A 26,483-nucleotide genomic window follows, 5' to 3' on the forward strand; every position below is an offset into this window, starting at 1 on the left:
CCCGGCCCGCGGAGCGTGCGGAACGGGGCAATTGCGCTGGAGCATCCCTGCCCGGCTGGCCAAGCGGGGCTTCTTCAGCCCTGCGCAGGATGATGGGCCGGGATGCGACGGGCGCGATTGAGCGTCAGCGTCGGCGGACCACCCGATCTGCGAGCGGCCTCCTTGCCTTTTCGCTTCCCTGCTCCCTTCTGGAACGCCCCTCCACCGAGCTGGCGAAGGCCGCTCAGAACGTGGGTGCAGGTTACACCGCCTGCACCTCGGCGGGCCGTACGCCGTCGATGTCTTGCGACAGCGAACTTTCGATTTCGGAGAGCTGGCGGCGCTTGACGGCCAACTCGTCCGAGAAGGCGAAGGTGCTGCCCTCGCGAGAGCGATAGGACGCGAGCCGCCGCTCAGCCTGCGCGAGCCGGTGGCGTGCGCGGTCCTGCTCTCCGTCGAGATTGCCAAGGATATGTTCGAGCTTTGCGATCGCACCGAGCGGCGTGGTGGTGACGGGCAACTCGACTTCCGTCGCCGCGCCGGTGCGCAGCAACATGGTGGCGTAGCGATAGCCGTCCTGGCCAAAGCGCTCGCCGCAATATTCGAGCTCGAACCCACCGATCGCGGCCATGGCGCGGGCGCCGTCGTGCTGAAGCTGCACGAGGGTCAGGATCTCGGTCATCAGGGCGCGGCCGGCGAGCTTGCGCTCGACGTAGGTCGCGTCGCCCATGCTCATGCGGAACGCCTCGCCGGTTGTTGGAACCAGCCGCGCGAGGTCCTGGCCGATCTCGCCAATGCGGCGTGTCGAGTGTTCGATGTCGCGCTCGGCATCACGGATCTGCCGGCGAATGGCTAACTGGTCGTCCTGATGCGCGGACCGGAGCCGCTCAAGCCGGGCCATGTCAGCTTCGAGGGCGGCCTTCTGCATCAGGCGCGGGTCGCCCGAGGCAATCGCCTTGGCCATGGCGAACTGGTTGGCCTGCCCTTCGCCGAGGTCGTCAAGCCGGCGCACCGAAGTGTCGCCCGAGAGTGCAGCGGCGATGAAGCGAGCCTTGCGCTCGTTGTTCTGCCACATCTGAGCGTCCATCGAGCCTTCGGTGGCATAGGCGAAGATGTCGACGATGTCGTGCTGGTTGCCCTGCCGCAGGATGCGGCCCTCGCGCTGCTCGATCTGCGAGGGGAGCCAGGGCACGTCGAGATGATGCAGCGCCTTGAGCCGGAGCTGGGCATTGACGCCGGTGCCCATCGTGTCGGACGAGCCTATGAGGAAGCGGACTTTGCCCGCGCGGACATCGCCGAACAGCCGCTGCTTGGCCTCCGACTTCTTGAAATCCTGCATGAAGGCGATTTCGGCCGCCGGCACGCCCATGCGCACCAGCTCGTCGCGAATCCAGCGATAGGCCGAGAAGCCCCGCGTCCGCTCAACATTGAGCGTGCCGAGATCGGAGAAGATCATCTGCGCGGCGCCAGTCAGTTCGAACGACTTGCCGTCGGGCCGGACATAGGCTGCGTCTGCGGTGTCCCGCCAGATGCGGTAGGAATTGGCGACCAGATCGTTGAGCTTGTTGCCCGGCTCATTGTCATTGTGCGGATTGACAAGGCGCAGGTCGATCGCGGCATGGCGGCCGTCGGTGATGACCGAGAGCAGGATATCGTCGCCGGGCTCGGGTGGGCCTTCGCGCTGTTCGATCGCCTTGATGCGGGCATCGAGGAGAGCCTGGTAGCGCTTGAACGCGGCCGATGGTTTGGAGGTCCTGATCTGCCGCGTGCCGGTCGAAAGCGTCGGCACCTTGACATAGTCGCGCAGATCCTCGGGCATGACCACATCCGCGAAGGTGCGGAACATGGCGATCAGCTCAGGGACATTGACGAAGGTGGCGAAGCGGGTGACCGGCTTGTATTTGCCGTTGGGCTGCAGCTCGAGCTCGGTAGTGACGTCGCCGAAGGTCGAAGCCCAGGCATCGAACTCGTGGAGGCCACGCTCCGACAACGCCGCATAGCCGAGGTAGCGCTGCACCGAGAACATCTCGCCCAGCGTGTTGGTGATCGGTGTGCCGGAGGCCAGCACGAGCGCCCGGCCAGGGTTCCTGGTCTCGATGAAGCGGGATTTTACATAGAGGTCCCAGGCGCGCTGCGAGCCGTTCGGATCGATCCCCTTCAGGGTCGACATGTTGGTCGCGAAGCTGAGCTTCCTGAACTCCTGCGCCTCGTCGACGATGATCTGATCGACGCCGATCTCGGAGATGGTGAGCAGGTCGTCCTTGCGGGTGGCGAGGGCCTCCAGACGTTCTTTGAGGCCTTCCTTCAGCCGCTCGAGGCGCTTGCGCGACACGCGATCGCCGTTTTCGACCTTGGTGAGCAGGACCTCATAGAGCTCGAGCTCGTCCTGAATCATCTGCTGTTCGAACGCTGACGTAACGCCGATGAAGCGGAAAGCCGAATGCGTAATGATGATGGCGTCCCAGTTCGCCATGGCAGCGCGGCTGAGGAAGCGGCGCCGCTTGGCTAAAGTGAAATTGGTCTCGTCGGCGACGAGGATGCGGGCCATCGGATAGAGCGCCAGGAACTCGCGCGCGGCCTGCGCCAGGCAATGTCCAGGGACGACCATCATGGCCTTAGCGATCAGCCCGAGCCGCTTCTGCTCCATGATGGCGGCCGCCATGGTCATGGTCTTGCCGGCGCCGACGGCGTGCGCGAGATAGGTCGAACCGGCAGAGATGATGCGCCAGATGCCGCGCTTCTGGTGCCCATAAAGAGAAAAGGCGCCTGAGGCGCCGGGAAGTCGCAGATGATCCCCGTTGAACTTTCGCGGGGCGATGTTGTTGAACCGGTCATTATAGACCCGCGCCAGCCGGTCGGTGCGGTCGGGATCGGACCAGATCCAGGTTTGGAAGGCCGTTTTGATCTTGGTGAGCTTCTCCTTGGCCGCCTCGGTATCGACGACATTGAGTACGCGCCGTTCGCTGTCCCCGTCCCTGATGGTGTCGAAGATCTGCGGCATGCGGCTGTTAAGCGCGTCGGTGACGAGCTCACCAGCGTGCCGACGCTCCGTGCCCCATTCGGACGTGCCGGCCGCCATGTAGCCGAGCTGGCGGGCGTCGACCGTCCATGAAGCGAGCTCGGGCATGTGGTGGATGCGGATCTCGGCGCCCATCGTCTCCTTGATGAAGGCGACCACATCGGCGGCGGGAATCCAGGGCGCGCCGAGACGCGCGGTAATGTCGGATGGGCCGAGATCGGCGGGCTGGACAGCGACGAGAGCGCTAACGTTGCGCTCGAAGGCGGGATCGAGAGCCGCGGCGGCTTCAGCGGCCTTGAGCTTGTCGCGGACATGGCCGGAGAGATAGGCGTCGGCGCTCTGCCAGGCGCCGCTCTCCGGATCGCAGAAGACCGCCTCCCCCAGCTCGGCGATGACGGCATCCGCATCGTCATGCAGCAGCTCGCCGATGTGATCGACATCGACATGACCGCGCTCGTTGAGCACGACGGCGAGAGCATCGGCGGCGCAAGTGATGATCGGCGCCGAGGGCGGTGCGATCACCCGCTCGGTGAAGATCGGGCCAGGCCGCGCCGTGTCGGCCTCGAGGTCGTAATCCTCGATGGACGCGACGAGCCAGCAATCGGGATCGTCGAGGAAGGGTTGCAGGTTCGGCCTGCGATGCGTCTCGCGGACCTCGCCCGTCTCTCGGTCCTCACTGGTGGAGACCACCGTCGTGTTGATCGGTCCGAAGGAACGGACGAAGTTCGACCAGGCGATGCGCAGCTTCACCTGCGCCTGCTTCCACGGCCGATCGAGTTCCTGCGCTTTCAGGACCTCGCGGACCGCATTGCGGATCGGGATCAGCTTGCGGACGATGCGCGCGTGCTTCTCCGGAACCCCGTCGGGACTGCGCCCCTTGCGCACCGTGATGGCAACAGGCACGGCGTCGACCATCTGCATCAGTGCGTTGTTCTGCGCGATGAAATAGCTGCCTTCGCGAACAGCCGGCGCGTCGGAAGGCGATTCCGCATTCTCGGCGATGCCGGCGTCGGGAGCGATCGCTTCGGGCTCACCGTCATAGACAGCTGCCGGAAGCAGCGAGATGGCGGCCGACAGGGCCTGCGCGAGATCGAGCCCGGGATGCGGCAGGCAGGCGTAGGCGTCGCCGAACGGTCCCGACGTCGTGGCGTGGGTACCGAGCACGAAATCGGGATGCCGCGCGAACCAGCGGTTGACCCAGATCGCGCCATCGTCGCCATCGGCAGGACGGACCTCGTCGGTATCGAGCCACGACAGATCGCCTTCGGCCTCGCCCTGCCCTCGCTTGCGGAAGAAGAGGAGGTCCACCACCACATCGGTGCCGGCGTCGGCCCGGAAACTGCCCTCGGGAAGGCGGATGGCGGCGACGAGATCGGCGGTCTTGCCGATGTGCTCGCGTACCGAACAATCCGTCTTGTCCATGGTGCCCGAGCTGGTGACGAACGCCGCGAGACCGCCGGGCTTCAACAGATCGATCGAGCGGGCGATGAAGTAATCATGCAGGCGCAGCCCCATCGACCGATAGGCGCGATCCGAGCGGACGATACGGTTCGAAAAGGGTGGGTTGCCGATGGCGAGATCGAAGCCAGCCGGCAAGTCGGTGCGGGCGAAGTCGGAGTTGAGAATGCGTGCCCGAGGCTGGAGTAGCCTGGCAATGCGCGCGGTCACCGGATCTAGCTCCACGCCGGTGACGTGCACCTGGTCGCGCAACTTCGCCGGCGTCAGGGCCGGAAACAATCCCGTGCCGATACCGGGCTCGAGCACCCTGCCGCCACGCCAGCCGAGACGCACGAGGCCTGCCCACATGGCGCGGACAATGAACTCCGGCGTGAAGTGCGCATACTGCGTGCAGCGCGCGAGCGAGGCGTAGTCGGCGCTCGACACCACCTCCTCGAGCTCGGCGCCCATCGCGTCCCAGCCGGCGCGAAAGCCATTTTCGCCCGGACCGCGGAACACGGCATTGGCGAGCTCGGAAGCGCCGAAGCCGGTGAAGCGGATCAGCCGCGCCTGTTCCTCGCGCGTCGCCGGTCGATCGGCGCTCTCGATTTCGGCGGCGAGCCGGATGGCATCGAGATTGTCGCGGGCGCGCTGCTTCCACCCCCGGCCAAGACCGCGATCGGTCTCGAGGACGAAGTTGTCGCCACCCAGCCCGGCCTTGGCCGCGCGACGCGGCGAGTGGACCCGTGGGGAGGCCGGCTGTGACTCCGGCACGGCGGGCGTCGTAGTCTCTTCAGCTTCGGGGTCGCCAGCGCCGAAGGCGGTGACGCCGAGACCGAGGGCCGAAGAGAGCGCAGTGCTGTTGAACAGATCGAGCGTGAAGGAATCGTCGTTCGACATGGTAAAAATCCTTGTGAGAGGGCGAACGCGATGCGCCGGCCGAGCGGGTCGGCCGGGGGATCGGCGTCGCAGGGTTGGGAAGTCAGCGGCTGATCAGCGAGAGCGCGATTTCGGTCTCGGTGAGTTCGATGTTGAGGTGGGTAGCCCGCAGGTTCCGGTCGAACAGCGAAAGCAGGCGCTCGGCCTCGATGAATTCGATGCCATCATCGGCGCCGAAGTGGCGGCGCTTGTAGTCCCACCAGTCAATGTCGCCCCTGGGGTGGCATTGCTCGGCATAGATGACGAGCGCGCGTGTCCCTTCGGAGTGCCTGCCGTTGGACATGATGTATACGCCCTCGTCGCCGACCAGCCACAGGCCGGGCTTCTCGCCCTCGCCGGGACGGGTGCCATAGTAGGGATTGCGGAAGCCGCCATTGGCAGCGGCGTCGTCGATTCCGCGCTCGATGACCTTGCGCACCGATATGATCGGGAAGGTAAACATCGCCGCCTCCCTCACGCCGCTGCGCGAACGGGGAGGTGCCTGAGATTCACCGGCAGCTTGGCCGCGATCTCGTCATCGGTCAGGTCGCCGAGCAGCTTCAACTCGGTAGTGTCCAGGCCATAGACGAGGATGGTGGGCTTGCCGCGATGCTGGGCTCCGAAGCGCTCTCCGTCGTAGCCGCGATACTCGTCATGGGTCGCGCTCCAGACATGCTCGAGGCGCTCCGCACGCGTCATCGCCTTCACCGGCCAGGATTCGCGTTCGACGATGGCGTCGCGCATTTCGACCGGCAAGCGGGGCCGCGCGAGGTCGCAATAGGCGTGGAAGTAGCGCGTCTTGCCGTCGATGCGCAGTGTGTAGAAGACGCTGGTCACGCTCTCGGTGAGGAACTCGCGCAGGGCGAACATCCCGCTGCGCATCCAGAGCGGCGGCAGCAGGTCGAGCATGTAGTCGTGCTCGGCGCGCGCGATCTCGAACCACTCGCCGGCGAACAGGGCGCTGTCGTCATTCTCCCAGCGATTGGGCCGCTGGGCGTGGCGGTCGAAGAGGCGGAACATCTGCCGGCGATCGGCGACGCCGAAGTAGATTTTGCGGATGGAGGATTGGGTCATGGGGCGGCTCCTGGCCTTGTGCGGGCCGGAGCGCGGTTCATCCCTTATGGATCACCATCTTCTTCGGCCCTTCCGGACGCCTCCCCTGCGGCCGCCTCTCCGCCCGGGGGGTCAAGGGCCGGCGCGAGCCGGGCGAAGCTTCACCCTTGAGGCGCCCGGCGGGCATGCGGCACTCGGTTTGCCTCCTCCTCTTCTCCTTTCCCCATTCCTCGTCTTCAGATCGGCGTTCCAGTCGTCAGCGACCGGGCGCAGACGCTGGCAACCGCAGCCCTTCTCGCCCGCGAGAGCGATCAGCCGGCCGGCATATATGTCGCCCTGCTTGTTGTTATCCGTTGCGGCAACGAGCCGGACGGTGGTCCGTGCGGCAAGCGCGCGGAGCGCCGCATCGGTGGCCGGCGACCAGCCGCCGCCGGTGCTGAGATAGAGCGTGTCGGCGCGAAGGCCCTCTAGCGCGGCAAGACTCATGGCGTCGATCGCCGCTTCGGTCATGCAAAGGCGCAGCGCATCAGGACGGCCGAGGCGGAACAGCACCTTGGCGCCGGCGGTGGCAAAGCCGCGCCAGTCCGGTCCGCGTTCTTCCCAGCCGGTGACGGTGCCGTCGGTGCCGACATGGGCACCCCACATCGAGCCATGCGGGCCTTCGCGCAGAACGCCGGTGCTGATTGCGGCGCGGACGATGCAGTCGGGAAGATGGCGGGCCTCGGTGAGATAGCGCCAGGTCGCCGATCCGCGCCATGGCCTGCGCCGTGCGTGCCAGCGCTCCGCTATCGACAGGTCAGGCTCCCGCTCGCGGGACACCCGCTGCCAGACCGGCTCGGACGGCACGAACCCGATTAGGCTGGCGACGTCGTTCATGGCTTCGACGAACGGCACCCCCTCTAGATGTTCGACCAGGCGAAAGACATCTCCCTTGTCGTCGCCAAGCGGGTCGAACCAGCCCTTGCCGTCATGGATGACGATGATGATCGACGCCTCACGCCGATACTTCATCGCCTTGCGCGTGCTCTCCTTGACGTCGAGGGCGAACCCCGCGCGCTCCAGCACCGCAGCGCAGGGTACCTTGTCCTTCAGCTCTTCAAGTTCTGCTTTTTCCATTTTCGCCCGCGCGCCTTTGCAGCGCTTCCTTTCTATTCGGTTCTCGCCCAAACAATTGGGCACGAACAGGAGGCCGCGAAGAGCAAGGCGGGCAAGGGCGCGGCATGCAACGCGATGATAGTGACGGGTTGCGCCGCGGCGCAGCCTCCCTTGCCGGGCGCAGCGCGCAAGCGGCACGGTGCGCCACCGTCGGTCTGGGTGATGCTCCTCCTGCGCCATTTCCGCAAACGGAGCGATTCGGGCGACCTCGCAGCCTTGGCGCAGCTCGAGTGTCTTGTCCGAAACTTGTGGCATTCTTCGGACTTCAGCGGCACCTGAGACCAACACTCGCACGCGCGTGCTTGCACGCATCCAGTCCAAGCCCGACGAGGTGTGGGCGCTGGGGACTTCGCCGATCTGGGGGCGCGGTGCGGCGATCGCCAAGACGCTTCAGCGGCTGGCGGTAGCCCATGAGCTGCGCCGGATCGATCGTGGCCTCTACGATCGACCCGGACGAACAGCCTGACCGGGCGAGCGACTGTGCCCGATTATCGGATCTTGATCCGGGCCGTGACCCGGCGCGACAACCCGCGCGCCGTCATCGATGGCATGACGGCAGCAGACGATTTGAGCCTTACCACGGCCGTGCCGGCAAACATCGAGGTGTTGGTCGACGCGCGATTGAAACCGATTAAGCTGGGCACCCAGGAAATTCACTTCAATACGCGGCGCCAAGCCGCCTCTTTTGTCTGGCCGGCCGGGGATGCGGGTCCCAAGCCCTGCATTGGATGCAGGACATGCTCGCCCAGGAGAGCGCCGAGACCGGGCGATCACCCTTGCAGGTTAGATAACCTGTGAGCACGCAACCTTTTCGGCAGTGTCGCCGTTATATGCTGTTCTGCTAATCAATTCGCCAGGGAGAGCAGGCGATGCAAATGCCGGGGGGCGAGAAACTCACGGAACGGCTTGACGAACTAAGCGCACTTTACGTGCTGACAGACCGCCTTTACAGGGCAAAATCCAACCACGAAGCATTCGAGGCGGGCCTCGACGCCATCCGCGACGGTCTAGGGTGCCGGCGGGCGTCCATGTTGTTGTTCGACGACGTCGGCGTGATGAGCTTTGTGGCCTGGCGGGGTTTATCGGACGGCTACCGGCAGGCTCTTGCAGGGCATTCCCCCTGGAAAGTAGGGGAGCGTAACGCAGAGCCGATTTTCGTATCGGATATTGCCGAGACGGACGAACCCGCAGCCGTAAAAGACAGGATCGCCAGCGAAGGCATCGTCGGTCTGGCGTTCATCCCCCTCATCGCGCAAGGCGAAGTCGTAGGCAAGTTCATGACCTACTACGAACAAAAGCACTCCTTCGCCAGCCACGAGCTTAATCTTGCCACCACAATCGCGCGACAGATCGGCTTCTATCTTGAAAGGACCCGAGCGGAAGAAGCTCGGAAAGCCGCAGAAGAGGAGTTGCGCTCATCCGAACAACAATTCCGCCTGATGTCGGAGCATGCACCAGTCATGATCTGGACCTGTGACGCATCCGGTAAGTGTACGAACCTTAACAGCATGCTTCGCGAGTTCTGGGGTGTCCCCGTTGAGGCGGTTCCGACCTTCAGTTGGCATTCCACCATCCATCCGGACGACGCCGACGAGATCGGAGCCCGGATGGCGGAAGCGCTGGCGACCCAATCAACGGTTTCGGTCCAGGGTCGCTACAAAAACAGCAAGGGCGAGTTCCGCGTCCTGCTCACGGTCGCTCGACCCCATTTCTCGGCCAAGGGGCAATTTCGGGGGCTGATCGGGGTCAATGTCGACGTGACGGAAAGCGATCAGGCGGAAGCAGCGCTACGCCACAGCGAGGAGCGATTTCGATCAGCAGTGGAAGCGGCTCCAAGTGGCATGGTCATGACGGACGGGAGCGGCCGCATTATCCTGGTCAACCTGCATGCCGAGGCCGTATTCGGCTACGAACGAGAGGAAATGATCGGCCAAGGGATTGAAATGCTGGTCCCGGACAGGTTCCGCAGCTCACACCCGGTGTTCCGCGGGACCTATGATAGTCGCCCTCTTGCACGTCCCATGGGCGAAGGCCGGGACCTCTATGCACGGCGCAAGGATGGCAGCGAAGTGCCGGTGGAGATTGGGCTCAGCCCGATCCAGACAAGCGAAGGGCTGATGATCCTCGCCTCGGTCGTGGACATCAGCGAGCGCAAGCGATCCGAAGCGCAACGAGAACTGCTGATGGCGGAACTCAACCATCGTGTGAAAAATACGCTGGCAGTGGTCCAGGGCATTGCACACCAGACATTCAGGGGAACACCCGCCACCGAAGCTCGTGCCGCCTTTGAAGGCCGGCTCATGGCCCTTTCGGCCGCGCATAACATTCTGACACAGACGAGTTGGGAACATGCATCCCTGGACCAGCTTGTTGCCGACAGCCTTCATATCAGGGGCACGTTTTCCAATCGGGTATCAGCAAGCGGGCCCGCAATACTTCTCCAACCCAACCAGGCGCTCGCTGTCGCCCTCGCCCTCCATGAGCTGCTGACAAACGCGGTGAAGTATGGGGCCCTTTCCAACGAGGCGGGCAAAGTTTCGGTCGAGTGGTCTCGCACCGCCCTGCCCCGGCCGCGATTGAAACTCATCTGGAGCGAATTGGGCGGCCCTGCGGTCTCGTGTCCGTCGCGGCGGGGGTTTGGCTCCCGTCTGATTACTGGGGGCCTCGCGGCAGATCTTGAGGCGGAGGTCGCCTTGGAGTTCCAGCCGCAAGGATTGGTTTGCAGGATCGACGCGCCGTTGCGAGAGGGGATGCTCGCCCAATGACGACACTGTCCGGAACGCGGGTGCTCCTGGTCGAGGACGAATCCGTAATTGCCATGATGGTGGAGGATTTTCTGACCGACCTCGGCGTCACGGTCATCGGTCCCGCCACTTCGATCAACGCCGCGTTGGAACTGGTATCTACAGCTCAGATCGACGCGGCCGTCCTGGACCTGAACATAAGGGGGGAATTGAGCGAGCGCGTTGCCGATGCCCTGAGGCTTCGTCGCATCCCGATGGTGTGCGCCACCGGCTACGGCGAGGGAGCGGCTGAGTTCGCCAGAGGAGCCCCGATCATCGACAAGCCCTATTCCAAGGACAAGCTGGCCACGGCGTTGCAATCGGCTCTCCATAGTGCCGGCGGAGTGGACGAGTGAGTCGAAGAGAACCACCATTCCAATCTGCAATTCTGTGCCGGGTGAATCGTGCGTCGACCGATAGATAAGTTTCGGGAAGATAACTTAAAGCTTAGGCTGGCCCTTCGGGCCGCCCCTATAGGGATTTGGGACTGGAATCTCGAAACGAACGAGATGAATTATTCGCCACGGGCTCGGGCGATCTCTGGTTTCTCTCCCGACGAGCCTATCACTCTCGAGAAGGTTCGCGCCGTCACTCACCCAGAGGATTTGCCGCGCACCTGGAAACTGGCCGGCATGGCGTTGGATCCTGCGATCAGGAACACCGACCCTTACGAGTACCGGATCGTGCGCGCTGATACGGGCGAGGTTCGCTGGGCTCTGGCGCATGGGGAGGCGGTCTTTCAACGCGTCAGCGACACAGTGAAGGCGGTGCGCTTCCTCGGCACCATCCAGGATATCACCGGTCGCAAGCTGGCGGAAAACGCTTTGCGAGAGGCAGAACTCAGGCAGCGACTGGCCATCGATGCAGCCAGAATGGCTGTGTGGGAGCTCGACGTCCCCACGGATCGTCTGAACGTCAGCCCCGAGCTCAATCGTATGTTCGGTTTGGCCGCCGATTCATGTCCCTCCGTTGCGGAACTGCGGATGCTCTTGGCTCCGGGCGACCTAGAGAGGATCATGGAAATTCGCGCAGAAGCGGCGATGGGGACTGATCCGCATTTTGAAGCGGAATTCCGTTGCAGGTTTCCCGATGGATCATTGCGCTGGCGACTGCTCCGCGCAGAGATAAAGACCTCCCCTACTGGAGAGCCAAAGCGCATCATTGGCGTCCTGATGGATATCGACGAGCGCAAGCGCGCTGACGAACAGAAGCACCTGCTGCTCCGTGAGGTGCATCATCGCGTGAAGAACTCGCTCGCCGTAATTCAGGCGCTGGCCACTCAAACGTTTGGGCGTGGTGCCGCCGATCCGGATGCCCTGAAGAGCTTCCTTGGTAGACTTGCTGCCCTGGCGAAGGCTACTGATTTAACTGTAGCGCAGCAGGGTCAACCCTTCGGATTGATGGAACTGATCGGCAGCGTTACCGAACCCTTTTGGTCCCCAAACAGGTTCGAACTTCAAGGGGACGCAGTAAGATTGCCAGCGCGGCTAAACGTACCGCTTGCACTCGTGCTCAACGAACTCTGCTCGAATGCGGCCAAATTTGGCGCGCTTTCAAACCCCAACGGGACGGTCGGCATTCGGTGGGAAATCACGCCGACCGGGCTTGAACTGCACTGGCGAGAGCGCGGCGGACCTCCTGTTCCTCCAAGGCTTGAACACGGCTTCGGGCTCAGACTGATTTTGGATGTCTTGCCTGTAGAGTTCGGCAGTGCCCAAATTGATCCGCGACCTTCCGGAATTTCGTGCCGCATCGTGGTTGCCAATCCCGATTGAATTACGAAACCTCGATCGCCCGGTCCGGCGCTGTGGAGGGATCGATGTACTTGTCAATCTTTCCCAAATGACCGATTCTGATATCCGAATTTCTTCGACAAGCGCACGCAATTCGGGCTGGCAACCCAAAAGTTCCAAAAGCTTCTACGACGGCCCAGCCAACATCCTTCCAAGGCTTTTGCTGCTTTGGGGTTTCCAGCCTCTGGGGATCTTCCCGTCCGCGCACCCATCGTGGACAAGAGTTGGCCCGCCAGCTGAAAATTCTGCAGGGCACGGTTCACGAAATCAGAAACCTCAAGGCAATGCTTTTGCAGAGCGATAGCCAGGACCGGCGTAACCTTAACAGCGTCGGGGATCATCTTTCTCGAGATCTCCGCTATCGGTGGGTCTAGGTCTATCTTTCTCGCAAGCTCTCTGAGACGCTCGGCCGTTACCAGAAGGTCGATCAGCAGCATGTCGGCAACGAGGCGGCCCTCACGTTGCAACGCGGCCTCGCGGTGCCGTTCGCTCTGGTTGATCTGCTTTAGCAGCATCAAAATCGTTAGCGCGCCGAAAACCGTAGCGAAGTAGCCCGCCAGCGCGCCAATCCAGCTTCGAGCACAAAGCGCCAATTCCGTCTGCTCGTTCGCTGGGCAGATATCGCCGAAGTCCCAGTGGTAGGACCACCACATCCAAAAGCCGATCGCGAAGAAGATCGCGATGCAGCTCCCAACCGCCCAGTTTCCGTCTTTGTCCCACCGCCCCATCGCCGAAGGTCTACCGCGGTCCATCGGGACTATCTAGCCCGACGCAGCGGGCGCGACCAAGCGGCATCCTCGCCTTTTCTCCGCTCCTGCTAACTACCGTCTCGAACCCCAGAATGAGAGCTCGGATCAAGTTTGCATCAGCGCGGATCGAGATACTTCACCGTCCCTTAGGAGCACGCGCAATTCGACCGAAGGGGCAAGGCAGAAAGTTCGAAAAGCTTCCAAGAACCCCAGTCGATGGTCAATTGTAGAACTCTCTGACGCTTTTGGCCGCAAGCGGAACGTTGGCTCGAGGGATAGACCGACAGAATAGCTGACAGCCTTGAGCTCAATAGAGCTCGGAACTCGTCATCGGCCAAACATCGGAAAATTTTCAGAAACCGTTCGGGATTTCGCGCGGCCGAAATCGCAAAACGTTCTGGCCGGCGCATAAGAGAGCCAAACCACCGGTTTCTCCCGCAGCCAGCACGATTTTCAGCCTGCCGCGTCCTCCCAAGCGCGGCCGCAAATTTGGGCATGGAGACAACATGATTGCCGCACTCTTTCGTAACAAGCCGCCGAGGCGCCGCCTGGTCGCCGGCTCGATCGCCGCCCTCGCCTGCGGCGCCGCCCTGGTCTGGCATGGCGCCAGAAGCGAGGCTTCGAACGGCGCGCCGGGTACGCCCGAAACCAAGCTGGTCAAGGCAGTTTCGGTCTCGCCGGCATCCGCCATGGATAACCGCGTCGCCGTCGGCGAGATCAAGCCGAGACTGGAGAGTGATCTCGCCTTTCGCGTTTCCGGCAAGCTCATCCAGCGTATCGCCGAGGTTGGCGCAACGGTGAAGAAGGGCGAGGTTCTCGCCCGCGTCGACGACCAGGACTACCGCAACCGGCTGGCCAGCGCCGAGACGGACGTGGCGGCGGCCGAGGCCGTTGTGGTCGAAGCCCGCGCCGCCGAAGCACGCATCAGCGCCCTGCTCGCCAACGACACGCGCCAACCATGACGCGACGCTGAAGAACCTGCGCTCGGCCCAAGCCAAGCTGAAATCGGCCAACATCGCCTTCGTAATGGCCAAGGACCAGCTCGGCTATACCGAGTTGCATGCGGAGTTCGACGGCATCGTCACCGCCACCGGCGCCGAAGCCGGCCAGTCGGTCAATGTCGGGCAGATGGTGGTGCGCGTCGCCGATCCGAAAAGCCGCGACGCGGTGTTCTCGATCGCGGAAGCCGCCTTTGCCAGCGACCAGCGCGGCAAGCAGATTCCCGCCGTCACCGTCTCGCTGCTCAGCAATCCGGCGATCTCGACGACCGGCACGGTGCGCGAGATCGCGCCGATGGCCGACGCTGCGACCCGCACCTTCCAGGTGAAGGTCTCGCTCGAGAACGCGCCGGACGACATGCGCTTCGGCGCAAGTGTCGCCGGCCGCGTCGAGATAGCGGGCGCGCCGGTCGTGACCCTGCCCGGCAGCGCGCTGTTCGACAAAAACGGCCAGCCCGCCGTCTGGGTGGTCGGCGCCAGTTCGGCGGTGGAGCTGAAGCCTGTCGCCATAGCCCGCTACGAAACCGACCGGGTCGTCGTCAGCGACGGGCTCGCCAAAGGCGACCGGGTCGTCACCGCCGGCGTAAACCGGCTGCGGGAACACGAAAAAGTCCGTATCGTTGAGGGAGAAGAAAAATGACCATGTCCAAGACAAGAGTGCTGATCGCCGGCGCCGGCCCGACCGGGCTGACGCTCGCGCTATGGCTGACCAAGCTCGGCGTGCCGGTGCGCATCTTCGACAAGGCCGCCGCTCCCGGCGAGACATCGCGGGCGCTGGCCGTCCAGGCGCGCACGCTGGAGTTCCACCGCCAGATCGGCATCGTCGACGACGTGCTTGCCGCGGGCGTGAAGATCGAACAGCTCACCGTGCACACGCCGGCCGGCGTCGCCGCGAAGCTGCCGCTGTCGGATTTCGGCCGCGGCATCAGCCCCTACTCCTTCGCCTTCGCGCTGCCGCAGGATATCCACGAGCGCGTGCTGATCGCGCATCTGGAGCATGCCGGCGTCACGGTCGAGCGGAGCACCGAGCTCGTCGCCTTCCAGGACAGAGGTGATGCGGTCGTCGCGACCTTGAGCAAGGAAGGCCGGGCCGAAACCGTCGGCGCCGCCTACCTTGCCGGTTGCGACGGTGCCCACAGCGCCGTGCGCCATGGGCTGAGGGTCGGCTTTCCCGGCGGCGCATACGAGCAGTCCTTCTACGTCGCCGACGTGAAGGGGCGCGGCGAAATCACTCGCAACGGCATGGACACGGCGGTCAGCGCCTATGGCTTCGCCATCGTCATGCCGGTCCGGCAATCGGGTTCGGTTCGATTGATCGGCATCGTGCCGAAGGCGCATGAGGCCGACGAGACAATCAGCTTCGAGGTGATCCGCGCCGATGTCGAGCGCGACACCGGCGTCACGGTCGACGAGGTGAACTGGTTCTCGACCTACCGCGTCCACCATCGCGTCGCCGAGCGCTTCCGCGTCGGCCGCGTGTTCCTCTGCGGCGATGCCGGGCACATCCACAGCCCGGCCGGCGGCCAAGGCATGAACACCGGCATGGGCGATGCGGTGAACCTCGCCTGGAAGCTCGCCGCCGTCGTCCAGGGCCGCGCCGATCCGCGCCTGCTCGACAGCTACGAGCCGGAGCGCATCGCCTTTGCCCGCAAGCTGATCGAGAGCACCGACCAAGCCTTCCGCATCGCCACCAGCCGCTCCAGGCTCATCGGCCTGTTCCGGCGCTATCTGATGCCGAAGATCCTGAACATCGCACTGCACACTTCGGTCGGCTCGCGCGCCTTCTTCGGCGTGATCTCGCAAGCCGCTATCCAGTATCGCGCCGGCCCGATCAGCTGGGGCACCGCCGGCAAGATCAGTGGCGGCGACCGCCTGCCCTACGTGCCAACCGCAAGCAGCGACAATTTCGAACCGCTGCGCTCGCTGGACTGGCAGGTGCATGTCTATGGCGAGATCAATTCCGAGTTCCGGACGATGATCGCCTCGACAGGAATTCCGATCCACGCCTTCGCCTGGTCCCACATCGCCGCGAAAGCCGGCCTGCAAAAGGACGCGGCCTATCTGGTAAGGCCAGATGGCCATGTCGCCCTCGCCTTGCCGATGCAGGAGGCGGCCAGCTTCCAGCGCTATCTCGCCGGCCTCGCCATCAGGCCAAGGACGGCCGAGCGGGCGCCATACCGAGTACCGGGCACCATGCACAGCCTGGCCTGAATTCCAGCGCCCGCCTGCGGCGGACGCTGACTGACCCCAACTGCCATTGTTTTCGCCAGCCGGCAACCGCCGGCGGAACGGGCCTTCGCGCGCGCTGAGAAGGATTTTTGTCATGAGCAGCTTCAATCTTTCCGAATGGGCGCTGCGCCACCGCAGCTTCATCGTCTACCTGATGATCGCGGCGGCACTCGCTGGCCTCTACGCCTATCGGGGCCTCGGCCGCGAGGAGGACCCGCCCTTCACCATCAAGACCATGGTGGTGAAGACGATGTGGCCGGGCGCCAGCACGAGCGAGACGGTCGAGCAGATCACCGACCGCGTCGAGAAGAAGCTCGAGGAACTGCCCGACCTCGACTACGTCAAGAGCTACACCAAGCCCGGCGAATCCGTCGTCTTCATCAACCTGAAGGATACCGTCGCCGGCGACCAGGTGCAGCCGCTCTGGTACCAGGTGCGCAAGAAGCTCAACGACATCAAGCCGACGCTGCCGTCCGGCGTGCAGGGCCCGTTCTTCAACGACGAGTTCGGCGACACCTATTCGCTGATCTACGCGCTCACCTCCGACGGTCTCAGCCATCGTGAGCTGAAGGATATGGCAACCAGCCTGCGCGCCGGGCTGCTCACCGTGAAGGACGTCGCCAAGGTCGACCTGATCGGCCAGCAGGACGAGAAGATCTATCTCGAATTCTCGACGCAGAAGGTCGCGGCGCTCGGTCTCGACGTCGGCACGCTGACGCAGGCGCTGCAAGCGCAGAACGCGCTGACGCCGAGTGGCACGGTCGATGCCGGCCCAGAGCGCATTGCCATCCGCGTGTCGGGTTCCTTCACATCGGAAGAGAGCCTCAAGGCGATCAACTTCTACGCCAACGGCCATTACTTCCGACTGGGTGACGTCGCCGAGGTCAAGCGCGCCTATTCCGACCCGCCGCAGCCGATGTTCCGCTTCAGCGGCAAGCCCGCCGTGGGCATCGCGGTGTCGATGACGGCCGGCGGCGACGCCCTGGCGCTCGGCGAGACCGTCAAGGAGAAGATGCACGAGATGGAGGCCGAGCTGCCGCTCGGCGCCGAACTCGGCCTGGTCGCCGACCAGTCGCATGTCGTGGAAGAATCCGTCGGCGAGTTCACCAAGAGCCTCGGGGAGGCGATCGCCATCGTGCTTGCCGTCTCGCTGCTGGCGCTCGGCTGGCGTCCGGGCGTCGTTGTGGCCGTCGCCATCCCGCTGGTGCTGGCGATCACCTTCGTCACCATGGAGTATTTCGGCATATCGCTGCAGCGCATCTCGCTCGGCGCGCTGATCATCGCGCTCGGCCTGCTGGTCGACGACGCCATGATCGCGGTCGAGATGATGATTGCCCGCATGGAGGACGGCTACGACAAGATCTCGGCCGCCACCTATGCCTATACGTCGACCGCCTTCCCGATGCTGACCGGCACGGTGGTGACGATCGCCGGTTTCGTGCCGGTGGGCTTCGCCAAGAGCGGCGCCGGCGAATACTGCTTCTCGCTGTTCGCCGTGGTGGCGATCGCGCTCGTCGTCTCCTGGGTGGTGGCGGTGCTGTTCACACCGCTCACCGGCGTCTTCCTGCTGCCCGATCGCATCAAGGGCCATGGCGGCAGCCATCAGCCGTCGCGCATCGCCCGCGGCTTCCAGGCGCTCCTCGAAGCCGCCATGCGGGCGAAGTGGCTGGTGCTGTCGGCGACCGCCGGTCTGTTCGCGCTCTCGGTCGTGGCCATGGGCTTCGTCGGCCAGGAGTTCTTCCCGAAGTCCGACCGGCCCGAGGTGATGCTCGACCTCACCTTGCCGCGCACAGCCTCGATCAAGGCGACCGACGCCGTCGTTGAGCGCGTCGAAAAGCTGCTCGCTTCCGATCCGGATATCGACCACTGGAGCTTCTATGTCGGCCAGGGCGCGGTGCGCTTCTACCTGCCGCTCGACGCGCAGCTCGCCAACGACTTCTTCGCCCAGGCCGTCGTGGTCACCAAGGGCCACGCCGTGCGCCAGGCGGTCATCGACCGGCTGGAGAAGGAACTCTCAACCGGCTTCGACGACGTCATGGCCCGCGTCACGCCGCTGGAGCTTGGCCCGCCGGTCGGCTGGCCGCTGAAGTTCCGCGTCTCGGGTCCGGACCCGGACAAGACGCGGAGCCTCGCGCAGCAGTTCGCGCAAGTGCTCGGCAGCGACGCAGCGGTGCGCAACATCAATTACGACTGGAACGAGCCGGCCAAGGTGATCAAGGTCGAGGTCGACCAGGACCGGGCGCGCGCGCTGGGCATCTCCTCGCAGCAGTTGTCAGAGACGATCAACGCGATCCTGTCCGGCTCGAAGATCACGCAGATGCGCGACGACATCTATCTCGTCGACATCGTTGCCCGCGCCGTGGATACGGAACGCGCCAGCATCGACACGCTGCGCGGCCTGACGCTCACCGCTTCGGGCGGACGGCGCGTCCCTCTCGAACAGGTGGCGAAGCTCAGCTACCAGACCGAGCCCCCGCTGATCTGGCGCCGCGGCCGCCTGCCGACCGTCACCGTCCAGGCCGACGTCGCGCCGGGCGAGAACGCCACCGCCGTGTCTAAGCGGCTGGGGAGCGCCATCGCCACCTTCAAGGCCGAGCTGCCGGCGCGCTACAGCGTCGAACAGGGGGGCGTCATCGAGAACAGCGCCAAGGCGCAGGCCAGCATCTTCGTGGTCTTCCCGCTGATGCTGTTCATCATGGCGACGGTGCTGATGATCCAGCTTATGAGCTTCCAGCGCATAGTGCTGGTGCTGCTCACCGCGCCGCTGGCGATCATCGGCGTGGCCGGCGCGCTGCTTCTGTCAGGGGCTCCGATGGGCTTCGTCGCCATCCTCGGCGTGATGTCGCTTATCGGCATGGTGATCCGCAACTCGGTCATCCTGATCGCGCAGATCGACCAGCACATTGCCGCAGGCGAAGAGCCTTGGGCCGCGGTGATCAGCGCCACCACGCATCGGCTGCGGCCGATCCTGCTGACCGCCGCAGCCGCCATACTCGGCATGATCCCGATCGCGCCGACCGTATTCTGGGGGCCGATGGCATACGCCGTGATGGGCGGACTGATGGTGGCGACCGTGCTGACGCTGGTGTTCCTGCCGACGCTCTACGTCGCCTGGTTCGGCATCAGGACGCCGACCGAGACCATCGCTGCGGCCGACCAGGCGACAGTCGCGGCCGAACCGCAGGCCATAGCGGCCTGAGCCTACAACGCAATCCGACTGGTCACGGCGGCAGCACCGCCGTGGCAACCGCACCCCAAAAGGAACGCCCATGTCCCCTTTCTACGGAAATCTCCTTGTCCGCTTCAACGCCGGCTTCCTGATGCTGGCCTCGGCCGGCGGGCTTTTCACCGATATCGCCGGCTCCTTCTTCGGGCGCGGCCCGGAAGCGATTCTGCTCGGCGATGCGCCCGGCGCCGGTATCGGCTTCACCGAGGCGCACGGGCTCGCGCTGATCATCGGCGTGACGCTCTGGCGCAACGCCTACTCCCGCACCTGGCACGCCGTGCTGGCTGCCGTGCACATGCTGCTTGGAACGGCGAACCTTCTGTTCTGGGAGTTCTTCATCACCGCCGACGTGCTCGTCGTCGGCTACGTCACAACCGCGGCACACTTTCTGTTCGTGGTTGCTCACCTGGCGGCGCTGACGGGCTCGGCCCGGCTTGCCGCCGCATCCTCCCACTAGACTTCAACGTCTGGAGAAACCAACATGGCTTTGAAATCCGGAAAGAAATGCCGCTCGGCCGCAGCCCTGCTCGCCCTTGCAATCACCGCCGTCGAGATCGCCGGCACCTCCGTGCCGGCGCTGTCACTCGTCAGCACCGCCGAGGCCCGAATCGGAGCGCCGTGGACGCCACGCAGCGCGGCCGGTGTTGCCCGCCGCACCGCCACGTGGCGCGTGTTGCGACACACCACGGCCTGGGTCGCGACACTGCCTGCTGGCTGCGTCCGCACCAAGGTCAACGGCTTCGATGTCTGGCGCTGCGGCGGCACTTACTACCGGCTCTATCAGGGCCGCTACATCGTGGTCGTGGCCGATTGATCGGCCTCGGGCGGAATCTCGCCGAGGGCAAGCCTAACGCCCTCGGCGAGATGCTCGGCATCGGCCCGGTTTTCGAACGGCACGCCGCGCAAGGCATAATCAAGCGGCGAGAACGGATCGCCCTCCCCGATCAGGGCGATCTGGCGCCGCGCCTTCTCCATTTCGCCCATCTGGGCATAGCAGGCCGCCAGCCGGGTGCGAATCCATGGCGCCGGACGCGTCGCCAGTTCCAGCGCATCGGCCGCCTGCCGGTATTCCCCCATCATGTAGAGCGCCAGCGCGCGGTCGAACTGGTACCAGTGTGGGTGCAAGGGATCGATGCGGATGCCGCGCGCCAGCCAGGTCAGCGCCTCCAGTGGCCGGCCGCGCATGGTCAGCAGCATACCCATCTGCTCGATACTGTCGGCATCGTAGGGATTGAGTTGGAGCGCGATGCGCATGTGATGCTCGGCCGCCTCGTGATCACGCATATAGAGGCGGATCAGCGACTGCACCCGGTGTCCCGTCGGCTGGTCCGGCGACAGCGCCAGGCCCTTGTCGGCAAGATCGCGCGCGTTTTCCAACACGGCGTCGCTGGCACGCCCGAATTCGCCGTCCAATGCCCGCACAAGCGCGAGATAGGTATAGGCGAGGCCATAGTTCGGGTCCTTGGCGATCGCCGCTTCGAACAGTGCTTCGGCGCCTCGCTGGTCGGTCTGGGCTGGATCGCGCAGCATCGCGAAGCCGCGCAACAAAAGCTCATAGGCCGCGAGGCTGGTGACCGGCTTGCGCGACGCCTGCTCCAGCCCGGCATTGGCGACACGCGTGACCAGCCGGCTGACGATCTGCTCGACGATCTCGCGCTCGATCGCGAACAGGCCGTCGCCCTGTGATTGGAAGCGGTCGCCCCAGAGCTGGCTGGCGGTGGCTATGTCGACCAGGCTGACCGCGACCACCACATGCTCGCCCTGGCGGCGCAGCGACCCTTCGACCAGATAGTCGGCGCCGATGCGGGCTCGGATCTGCGGCCACTCGGCGCGGCCGAAGGAAGCGAAGGAGAAGCTTGAGTTCCGCGCGAGCACCGTAACCGTGCCGAAGCGGGCGACGCCGTTGATCAGGTCCTCGGCGAATCCGTCGACCATCGCCTCGTCGGCCGGATCGCCACTCTCATTGCGGAAGCGCACCACGGCGACGATCGGTTGGGCGTTGATCTCGGGCGCTGCCTCGGCCTCGGCGGCCAGCATATAGCCGCGCTTGGAGACGGTACGCACCATTTCGTCGCCCAGCACCTTGCGGATTTCGCGCACCGACTGGGTCAGCGAATCCTCGGTGACGTAGACGCCCGGCCACACGACATCCATCAGTTCCGATTTTGGCACGACGCGGCCCATATTGCGCGCCAGGTGCGAAAGCAGCGCATAGGCTTTTGGTCGCAGGAACAGCGGCTCGTTGACGCCGCGCAGCGTGCCCATGGCAAGGTCGAGCGTGAACCCGCCGAATCGGAAGATCTGATCGGCCGTAGCCGTCGTCATCGGGACACCCCTTCCCGCGCGCCGTAGTCATTGCGCCATCGATTCCACTCGAGGCGGGAGCGACATCGTCATTATCGCTCAGACCGCAATTGCAATCAAATTGGCTATCGGCGCTTATCGTCCGGCAGCTGCAACCACAAGACACCAGTCCCAAACGCGACAAATGATGCTGTAGGGCTCGCCCGGTTGGGGGGAGCGGATGCTACTTCGAACGGCTCAAACAAAGCGCCAAGCTGCCGTTCAGAAGGTGTAGGGGTGCGCCGATTCACGTTGAACGAAGGCGCACGTGCCAGAAGGTCGATGCCTTAGCCTACTCTAAACCCGAATCTCGTGTCCCACTTTGTCCATGAGCATCCGCAACTCGGGCTGGGACGAGAGCCAGAAAGTTCGAAAAGCTTCCAGGAACCCCAGTCACTTAATTCTCGAATGTTATCAGGCCATTAGTCAGCGCAAAGGCTTGTTGCCTGCCTTTTCATGTCGCGCTCATGTTGCAAGCCCTACCGTTGATTTCCAACGCTTCCCGCTCACTGTAGGCAACTCCACGCAACATGGAACGCGACATGGCGCGACATAGAACGGCATGGCAAGACGGTCAGCCTTTTCGCTCAATTCTCTTTCGATCAATCGTTCCGTAGTTAGGAATGCAAGTGAAGAACACAGGTCGTTGGTCCCTCCCCGCCTGCTTGCAGCGATCGCAGCGGAACACCTTCACCAAGTCATTGTGCATGGCGCCGTGGTCGAGCCCCAGGCGGGCGCCCAGGGCCTCAAGCTCGAGCTGGGTGGAATGATTACACATGGGATGACCGCAAGTGACGTAGAACGTCTCACGGGCGCGAATGGCGTCGGCGATGGTCTTGGACATTGTGCGGCCTCAGAATTAAGAAATCGCCGCGCCGGGAATATGTTCCTATGGGTGAATGATTGGCAAGAGCGTTGCCTGACGGAACCGGCGGCCATCAACAAACGTTCTGTCGCATGCTCAAGAAAATCGCCTTTGCCGCCGTGCTGCTTCAAGTCGCTGCCTTCTCGGCTCTCCTTACACAGACATTCCTCCTTGGGTCGACGGCCACGCAAGCGGCCAGTGTGCAAGGCAAGCCCGCTGTCGCCGTCACAGACACGGCATGCGCCAAGGCTACATGGCCCGATATTCCTGTTCACTGCCTGGACCGGGTTCAAGCGAGAGCGCAATAGAAAGGCCGGGAAGCCGAAGCCGCCTGGCCTTGGTGGAGGAGAAACTTTCAGGCCGCTCGTTCGCCCAAGTCGTCAAGCACATCCCGGTTGGGAAACTGACTTGCTTGTGCATGACCGTTGCGCGATGTTTTTCGCCGCGCGGATACCTAGGGGATGCGACCATGGCGGATGACCTCGGGCAGGGGCTGCCAGTCGGCCGGCTTCAGCTTCATGCACCATTGCGGCCGACGGAAGCCCCAATGTTCAATCCCGACGAGATCGGAGCCGTCGAACCAGCATGTGACGTTGAGCTTGGCGAAGTGCAGGCACCTCGCCGCCCACCAGATTTTGTCGATCTCGAGGTCGACGGCGCCCTCTTTCCACGGCGTCCATCCCTTCCGGGCCGCTGGGTCAGATCACAATCGCGCATGGCCGCGGATATTGCATAAGTCGCGACTTACGCAGTGTGGCGGCGCACCCACGCCGACTTTAAGGGCACAGTCGACGGCAGGCGGACGTTGATGGTATTTCGTCACGACGGCCCCACGCCCGCCCTGCTCGACGATCTCACGCCTGCCGAGATCGCTCGGCTCTATCCGAGAAACGAGCTGTAAACGCTCAAGCTGAGCCACTCCAACCATTCGGCAATTCGGGCTGGTGGCGACCGGCACCGCCCGCCGACGTCTATCGACGACGGGGGTGGGGGCGATTGTGGGGTCCCACATGCGGGGCGCTCTTTGTGTTCGAACGTCACCGAGGGCGGTTTCAACTGACAGCATCCGAACACCTCCTGTGATAACCCGGAATGGCAAGCAGGAGATTGTCCATGCCATAATCAACTGCCGCACGCTTCTCGCGTTAAGTGGAGCAGTAGTTGCCTTTGAACCGGCGTTGATGCAACGCCCTCGCCGAAGCTGCACGCACAGATCGCAGGCTGACTATCACGCCCATTTTCATCGCGCGATGAGCAGGAGGTAGGGACCCCGAGCGTGCCGATAGGCTCGAGCGAAAGGCGCTGCTGGCCGTCTGCTCTTTTCCTGCTATGAGCCGAGACGGTCGCCGATAAAGGTATCTCCGAGCGCCCCCCATCGCGGCAGGCCGGGGTTTGTCGGCGGTAGGGGCGGAGGGCGCTTGCGGGGTCCCTAAAATGACGAGCGTGGGCGCTAGAGCTGCTCAGGCTGGCGGCAGATGGCCGTCTCTCCCAGGTGCCGATCGGGTGGTGCATCGACGAGAACGGAGAGAGGCTATTTAAACTATCGAGGGACGGCCGTGGGCTACCGGGCGGTGGTTCCAATCATGGAGCAGTCGAACACCTGGCCGCCTGCCAAATAGGAGGCGAGCTTGGGTCGCGAGGCAAGGCCAGCGATTTCCCGAACCAGTTTTTGCCGAATTGCGACTTCGATCAGGTTGAGGTCGTCAATCCCGATCACGAATGCGTCTGGGCCACCAATGACGCAGTGCTCGTAGTAATGATCGAGATAGCGCGCGCCATAGGATTGAAAGGCGTTGGACCCACCGCGCCGCAGCGACACGGGCAGGCCGTTGATAGTGATGCCGGAGCCTGTCAGTCGGTCCCGTATCGGTGCGACCGGCAGACCGGCATTGTTGGGACCATCTCCCGAAATGTCGATCACCCGGCGTGCGGCTACGGTTCGGCTCTGCGAAAAAAGCTCGCCGGCCAACAGAATCGCGCCCGAAATGGAGGTCCCAGGTTGCGCGTTATTAATAGGCTGGATCGCTAAGGCGTCGGCGAACTGTCTTGCGTCTGCGTAGCTACCGATAGTCGTCCAGGGCACGAGAACGCGCTGATAGTTCGGCCCAGCCCATTCGAGATACGAAACCGCGATCGTCCCACGAGCGCCCAATCCTATGGCTCTCGCAAGGTCCGCGTGCCGAAATGCATTGACGTAACCGTCGCGCTGAATCCGTTGCTCCGACAGGCTCATCGAGGATGAGACGTCCACGGCAAGGACCAGTTCAAGGTCGACGCCGAGCGTTTCGGGTTCGACCCCCGCCGATGGTGAGCAGGGATAGCTGGCAAGCAGCGTCAGTGCCATGAAGAATGCCCTTGTCAGCCGCTGTGTCTTCGGCCGATGCCGTCGAAATTTCTGGCCAAACAACGTTGTCATTCGGGATCCTCCCGGCGCCACAGGTGCGATCTTCGTAATCCAATGGGGAGTGTGCGTTGGCTAGCGTCTGCGCGCTTCACCCGATGGGGTGAGGAACGCCATTCAGGGTCGTGAAGGCGTTCGCAGGCGTGATAGCAGCGCAGTGAGCTCGGCCTGGCGATGCGTTCCCGTTTTGGTGAGGATCGCCCGGAGTTGGGTTCGCGCCGTTTCGCGACCAATCGCCAATCGGGCGCTCGCCGCATCGATACCATCGCCCGAGCTCAGGCTTGCGGCCAGTCGCGCTTCGGCCGCCGTGAGTTGAAATGTTTGACCGAGCAACCGTTCCGATGGCACCCGTTCCCTCACAAGGTCGGTGAAGCAAAGCAGAAAGTCCCCGCCATTGAAAAGGTCGCGCACGAATGAAGTCATCGGCACGACCTCGGCTAGAAGCCAGAACGATCCGTCGCGGGCGATGACTTCAGGCTCAACCAGTAACGGGCCCTCCAGTGCGCTTGAGACGGCAGCCCCGATCATGCGCTGCAGACGAGTATCGCTCTCCCGATCCGCAGCGTGGATGCGGCCGTGGCGGACCACAAGACCGGAGCCGAACAAAGCATCCGCATGCTCGTTGCAACGCATCAGGCAGCCACGACGATCAAGCAGCGCGGCGCCAAAATTGAACTGGTCAAGAACAGCCAGCGTCGGGTCCAACGAAACTTGCCATATCTTCTCGGCAAGGCTGATGATCCGCCTCAGATCCGGTACCACCCGCAGGAAATGGCCCGCCTCGGACAAATCGAAGGCCCCGCTGGGGGCATCACGGAACATCGACAGGAACCACTTGTGTCTCTTCACCACAAAGTAGACGGCTGCCCACCACTCGCGGTGCCCAGGGCGTGCTATTTCCTGATAGTAGGGTAGAAAGCTTCTCTCCTCGGGGGTGGTGAGTTCGTCCTCGACGGTGAAGCAGATTGCGGGTTTCGCCAGCAGCTTCAACCTCTCGCAACGGGGATCGGGAGCACCTCCGATGTTGTTGAGCCAGAGCTCCGAAAATTCAGCATGTTCCGTCGAATCCGGTGTCGGTGTGGTCCGCTTGCGCTGGTCGCTCCGGAAAGGGTGGGTGTCGTCACATGCGCGGATGACACAACTCGTAGCGCCTAGGGCATCGGCAAGGTTTTGAAGCGCCTCTGGCCACCGCCCGAATTCGAAAGCGGCGTCGTAGCAATCCTCGATCGCGGGCGCGATTGCCCTATTGGCAGCCATATAAGTCTACCCTGATGATGGATGGGCCACCACACGCGTTCATAAGTACCACAGATCCACCAAAATCAAGAACCCCGGTCGGATCTTCGGGGTCGCAACGGCTAGCTATTTAATCCGCACAAAAATGTTGAGATCGATGTCCGCCGGCAAAGATTGGCTCTTGACGCGAACCGGCTCGAGAAATCGGCGGCTTTGCGCCCAAAAGTCGGCCGTTGAAGTGAGCTCTGCCGACGCCTGAAAGCCGACCTCGACGGCGACAAGGCTGGAGGTCGTGGTTG

At 63.7% G+C, this 26,483-nt stretch carries 21 protein-coding genes; 12 read left to right on the forward strand and 9 right to left on the reverse strand.

Going from position 1 to position 26,483, the window contains the following annotated elements; translation table 11 throughout:
• Positions 1-241: 241 nt before the first annotated feature.
• From LB543_RS22210 to LB543_RS22225, 4 genes are all read right to left on the reverse strand, one after another.
• Entirely contained in the window at positions 242-5,335 is a 5,094-nt protein-coding gene (locus LB543_RS22210) for an Eco57I restriction-modification methylase domain-containing protein (RefSeq protein ID WP_224615547.1), read from the reverse strand.
• Positions 5,336-5,417: 82 nt separating this feature from the next.
• On the reverse strand, positions 5,418-5,816 hold the full coding sequence (locus tag LB543_RS22215) for a DUF3085 domain-containing protein (RefSeq protein WP_224615548.1): 399 nt from the start codon (positions 5,814-5,816) through the stop codon (positions 5,418-5,420).
• Positions 5,817-5,827: 11 nt separating this feature from the next.
• Positions 5,828-6,427, reverse strand: a complete 600-nt coding sequence (locus LB543_RS22220; RefSeq protein WP_224615549.1) for a DUF1419 domain-containing protein — start codon at positions 6,425-6,427, stop codon at positions 5,828-5,830.
• Between the two features lie 111 nt (positions 6,428-6,538).
• Positions 6,539-7,522, reverse strand: coding sequence for a DUF3991 and TOPRIM domain-containing protein (locus LB543_RS22225; protein ID WP_224615550.1), 984 nt, complete (start codon positions 7,520-7,522; stop codon positions 6,539-6,541).
• 337 nt (positions 7,523-7,859) lie between these two features.
• Between LB543_RS22225 and LB543_RS22230 the strand changes: the two genes are divergently transcribed.
• The 5 genes from LB543_RS22230 to LB543_RS22250 all read left to right on the forward strand — a co-directional run bounded on the left by LB543_RS22230 (position 7,860) and on the right by LB543_RS22250 (position 12,119).
• Positions 7,860-8,027, forward strand: coding sequence for a hypothetical protein (locus LB543_RS22230; RefSeq protein WP_224597503.1), 168 nt, complete (start codon positions 7,860-7,862; stop codon positions 8,025-8,027).
• Between the two features lie 44 nt (positions 8,028-8,071).
• Entirely contained in the window at positions 8,072-8,359 is a 288-nt protein-coding gene (locus LB543_RS22235) for a DUF6088 family protein (RefSeq protein ID WP_318012998.1), read from the forward strand.
• A 71-nt stretch (positions 8,360-8,430) separates the two neighbouring features.
• On the forward strand, positions 8,431-10,326 hold the full coding sequence (locus tag LB543_RS22240) for a PAS domain S-box protein (protein ID WP_224597507.1): 1,896 nt from the start codon (positions 8,431-8,433) through the stop codon (positions 10,324-10,326).
• Positions 10,323-10,700, forward strand: a complete 378-nt coding sequence (locus LB543_RS22245) for a response regulator (protein ID WP_224597510.1) — start codon at positions 10,323-10,325, stop codon at positions 10,698-10,700. The genes LB543_RS22240 and LB543_RS22245 overlap by 4 nt, the downstream gene beginning before the upstream one ends.
• 48 nt (positions 10,701-10,748) lie before the next feature.
• Positions 10,749-12,119: a sensor histidine kinase gene (locus LB543_RS22250; RefSeq protein ID WP_224597512.1), complete on the forward strand. Its 1,371-nt coding sequence runs from the start codon at positions 10,749-10,751 to the stop codon at positions 12,117-12,119.
• 53 nt (positions 12,120-12,172) lie between these two features.
• Here the strand turns inward: LB543_RS22250 and LB543_RS22255 are convergent, their stop codons facing one another.
• Positions 12,173-12,889 (reverse strand): hypothetical protein, encoded by a 717-nt coding sequence (locus LB543_RS22255; protein ID WP_224597514.1) that lies wholly within the window; start codon positions 12,887-12,889, stop codon positions 12,173-12,175.
• 503 nt (positions 12,890-13,392) lie between these two features.
• Here LB543_RS22255 and LB543_RS22260 point away from each other — a divergent pair.
• The 6 genes from LB543_RS22260 to LB543_RS22285 all read left to right on the forward strand — a co-directional run bounded on the left by LB543_RS22260 (position 13,393) and on the right by LB543_RS22285 (position 20,153).
• Entirely contained in the window at positions 13,393-13,848 is a 456-nt protein-coding gene (locus tag LB543_RS22260; protein WP_224615551.1) for a biotin/lipoyl-binding protein, read from the forward strand.
• On the forward strand, positions 13,778-14,524 hold the full coding sequence (locus tag LB543_RS22265) for an efflux RND transporter periplasmic adaptor subunit (RefSeq protein ID WP_224615552.1): 747 nt from the start codon (positions 13,778-13,780) through the stop codon (positions 14,522-14,524). Before LB543_RS22260 ends, LB543_RS22265 begins: the two co-directional genes overlap by 71 nt.
• Positions 14,521-16,095: an FAD-dependent monooxygenase gene (locus LB543_RS22270; RefSeq protein WP_224597520.1), complete on the forward strand. Its 1,575-nt coding sequence runs from the start codon at positions 14,521-14,523 to the stop codon at positions 16,093-16,095. Before LB543_RS22265 ends, LB543_RS22270 begins: the two co-directional genes overlap by 4 nt.
• Before the next feature lie 112 nt (positions 16,096-16,207).
• Positions 16,208-19,312 carry an efflux RND transporter permease subunit gene (locus LB543_RS22275; protein ID WP_224615553.1) on the forward strand — a complete coding sequence of 1,035 codons (3,105 nt, stop codon included), beginning with the start codon at positions 16,208-16,210 and terminating at the stop codon, positions 19,310-19,312.
• Positions 19,313-19,382: 70 nt separating this feature from the next.
• Positions 19,383-19,796, forward strand: coding sequence for a hypothetical protein (locus tag LB543_RS22280; RefSeq protein ID WP_224597525.1), 414 nt, complete (start codon positions 19,383-19,385; stop codon positions 19,794-19,796).
• Between the two features lie 24 nt (positions 19,797-19,820).
• Positions 19,821-20,153: a hypothetical protein gene (locus LB543_RS22285; protein WP_224597527.1), complete on the forward strand. Its 333-nt coding sequence runs from the start codon at positions 19,821-19,823 to the stop codon at positions 20,151-20,153.
• Here LB543_RS22285 and LB543_RS22290 read toward each other — a convergent pair.
• Both LB543_RS22290 and LB543_RS22295 read right to left on the reverse strand, forming a co-directional pair.
• Positions 20,129-21,664 (reverse strand): winged helix-turn-helix domain-containing tetratricopeptide repeat protein, encoded by a 1,536-nt coding sequence (locus LB543_RS22290; RefSeq protein ID WP_224615554.1) that lies wholly within the window; start codon positions 21,662-21,664, stop codon positions 20,129-20,131. The two genes, LB543_RS22285 and LB543_RS22290, sit on opposite strands and share 25 nt — an antisense overlap.
• Before the next feature lie 592 nt (positions 21,665-22,256).
• The gene (locus LB543_RS22295) at positions 22,257-22,526 is read right to left on the reverse strand and encodes a hypothetical protein (protein WP_224597531.1); all 270 of its coding nucleotides are present in this window, start codon (positions 22,524-22,526) and stop codon (positions 22,257-22,259) included.
• 568 nt (positions 22,527-23,094) lie between these two features.
• On the opposite strand from LB543_RS22295, the gene LB543_RS22300 reads away from it, so the two are divergent.
• Complete coding sequence (locus tag LB543_RS22300; protein ID WP_224615555.1) at positions 23,095-23,283, forward strand: hypothetical protein; 189 nt, start codon at positions 23,095-23,097, stop codon at positions 23,281-23,283.
• A gap of 825 nt (positions 23,284-24,108) precedes the next feature.
• Here the strand turns inward: LB543_RS22300 and LB543_RS22305 are convergent.
• Positions 24,109-24,891 carry a DUF1194 domain-containing protein gene (locus LB543_RS22305; protein ID WP_224615556.1) on the reverse strand — a complete coding sequence of 261 codons (783 nt, stop codon included), beginning with the start codon at positions 24,889-24,891 and terminating at the stop codon, positions 24,109-24,111.
• Positions 24,892-25,065: 174 nt separating this feature from the next.
• Entirely contained in the window at positions 25,066-26,205 is a 1,140-nt protein-coding gene (locus LB543_RS22310) for a helix-turn-helix transcriptional regulator (protein ID WP_224597535.1), read from the reverse strand.
• Between the last annotated feature and the right edge of the window lie 278 nt (positions 26,206-26,483).

Origin of the sequence: Mesorhizobium sp. ESP7-2, assembly GCF_020164715.1 — a bacterium.
GTDB lineage: Bacteria > Pseudomonadota > Alphaproteobacteria > Rhizobiales > Rhizobiaceae > Mesorhizobium.

Bases quoted from the DNA above. Each gene is read 5' to 3' on its own strand.
- LB543_RS22210 (WP_224615547.1), bottom strand. From the start codon at position 5,335: ATGTCGAACGACGATTCCTTCACGCTCGATCTGTTCAACAGCACTGCG.
- LB543_RS22215 (WP_224615548.1), bottom strand. From the start codon at position 5,816: ATGTTTACCTTCCCGATCATATCGGTGCGCAAGGTCATCGAGCGCGGA.
- LB543_RS22220 (WP_224615549.1), bottom strand. From the start codon at position 6,427: ATGACCCAATCCTCCATCCGCAAAATCTACTTCGGCGTCGCCGATCGC.
- LB543_RS22225 (WP_224615550.1), bottom strand. From the start codon at position 7,522: ATGGAAAAAGCAGAACTTGAAGAGCTGAAGGACAAGGTACCCTGCGCT.
- LB543_RS22240 (WP_224597507.1), top strand. From the start codon at position 8,431: ATGCAAATGCCGGGGGGCGAGAAACTCACGGAACGGCTTGACGAACTA.
- LB543_RS22245 (WP_224597510.1), top strand. From the start codon at position 10,323: ATGACGACACTGTCCGGAACGCGGGTGCTCCTGGTCGAGGACGAATCC.
- LB543_RS22255 (WP_224597514.1), bottom strand. From the start codon at position 12,889: ATGGACCGCGGTAGACCTTCGGCGATGGGGCGGTGGGACAAAGACGGA.
- LB543_RS22260 (WP_224615551.1), top strand. From the start codon at position 13,393: ATGATTGCCGCACTCTTTCGTAACAAGCCGCCGAGGCGCCGCCTGGTC.
- LB543_RS22270 (WP_224597520.1), top strand. From the start codon at position 14,521: ATGACCATGTCCAAGACAAGAGTGCTGATCGCCGGCGCCGGCCCGACC.
- LB543_RS22275 (WP_224615553.1), top strand. From the start codon at position 16,208: ATGAGCAGCTTCAATCTTTCCGAATGGGCGCTGCGCCACCGCAGCTTC.
- LB543_RS22280 (WP_224597525.1), top strand. From the start codon at position 19,383: ATGTCCCCTTTCTACGGAAATCTCCTTGTCCGCTTCAACGCCGGCTTC.
- LB543_RS22285 (WP_224597527.1), top strand. From the start codon at position 19,821: ATGGCTTTGAAATCCGGAAAGAAATGCCGCTCGGCCGCAGCCCTGCTC.
- LB543_RS22290 (WP_224615554.1), bottom strand. From the start codon at position 21,664: ATGACGACGGCTACGGCCGATCAGATCTTCCGATTCGGCGGGTTCACG.
- LB543_RS22295 (WP_224597531.1), bottom strand. From the start codon at position 22,526: ATGTCCAAGACCATCGCCGACGCCATTCGCGCCCGTGAGACGTTCTAC.
- LB543_RS22300 (WP_224615555.1), top strand. From the start codon at position 23,095: ATGTTCAATCCCGACGAGATCGGAGCCGTCGAACCAGCATGTGACGTT.
- LB543_RS22305 (WP_224615556.1), bottom strand. From the start codon at position 24,891: ATGGCACTGACGCTGCTTGCCAGCTATCCCTGCTCACCATCGGCGGGG.
- LB543_RS22310 (WP_224597535.1), bottom strand. From the start codon at position 26,205: ATGGCTGCCAATAGGGCAATCGCGCCCGCGATCGAGGATTGCTACGAC.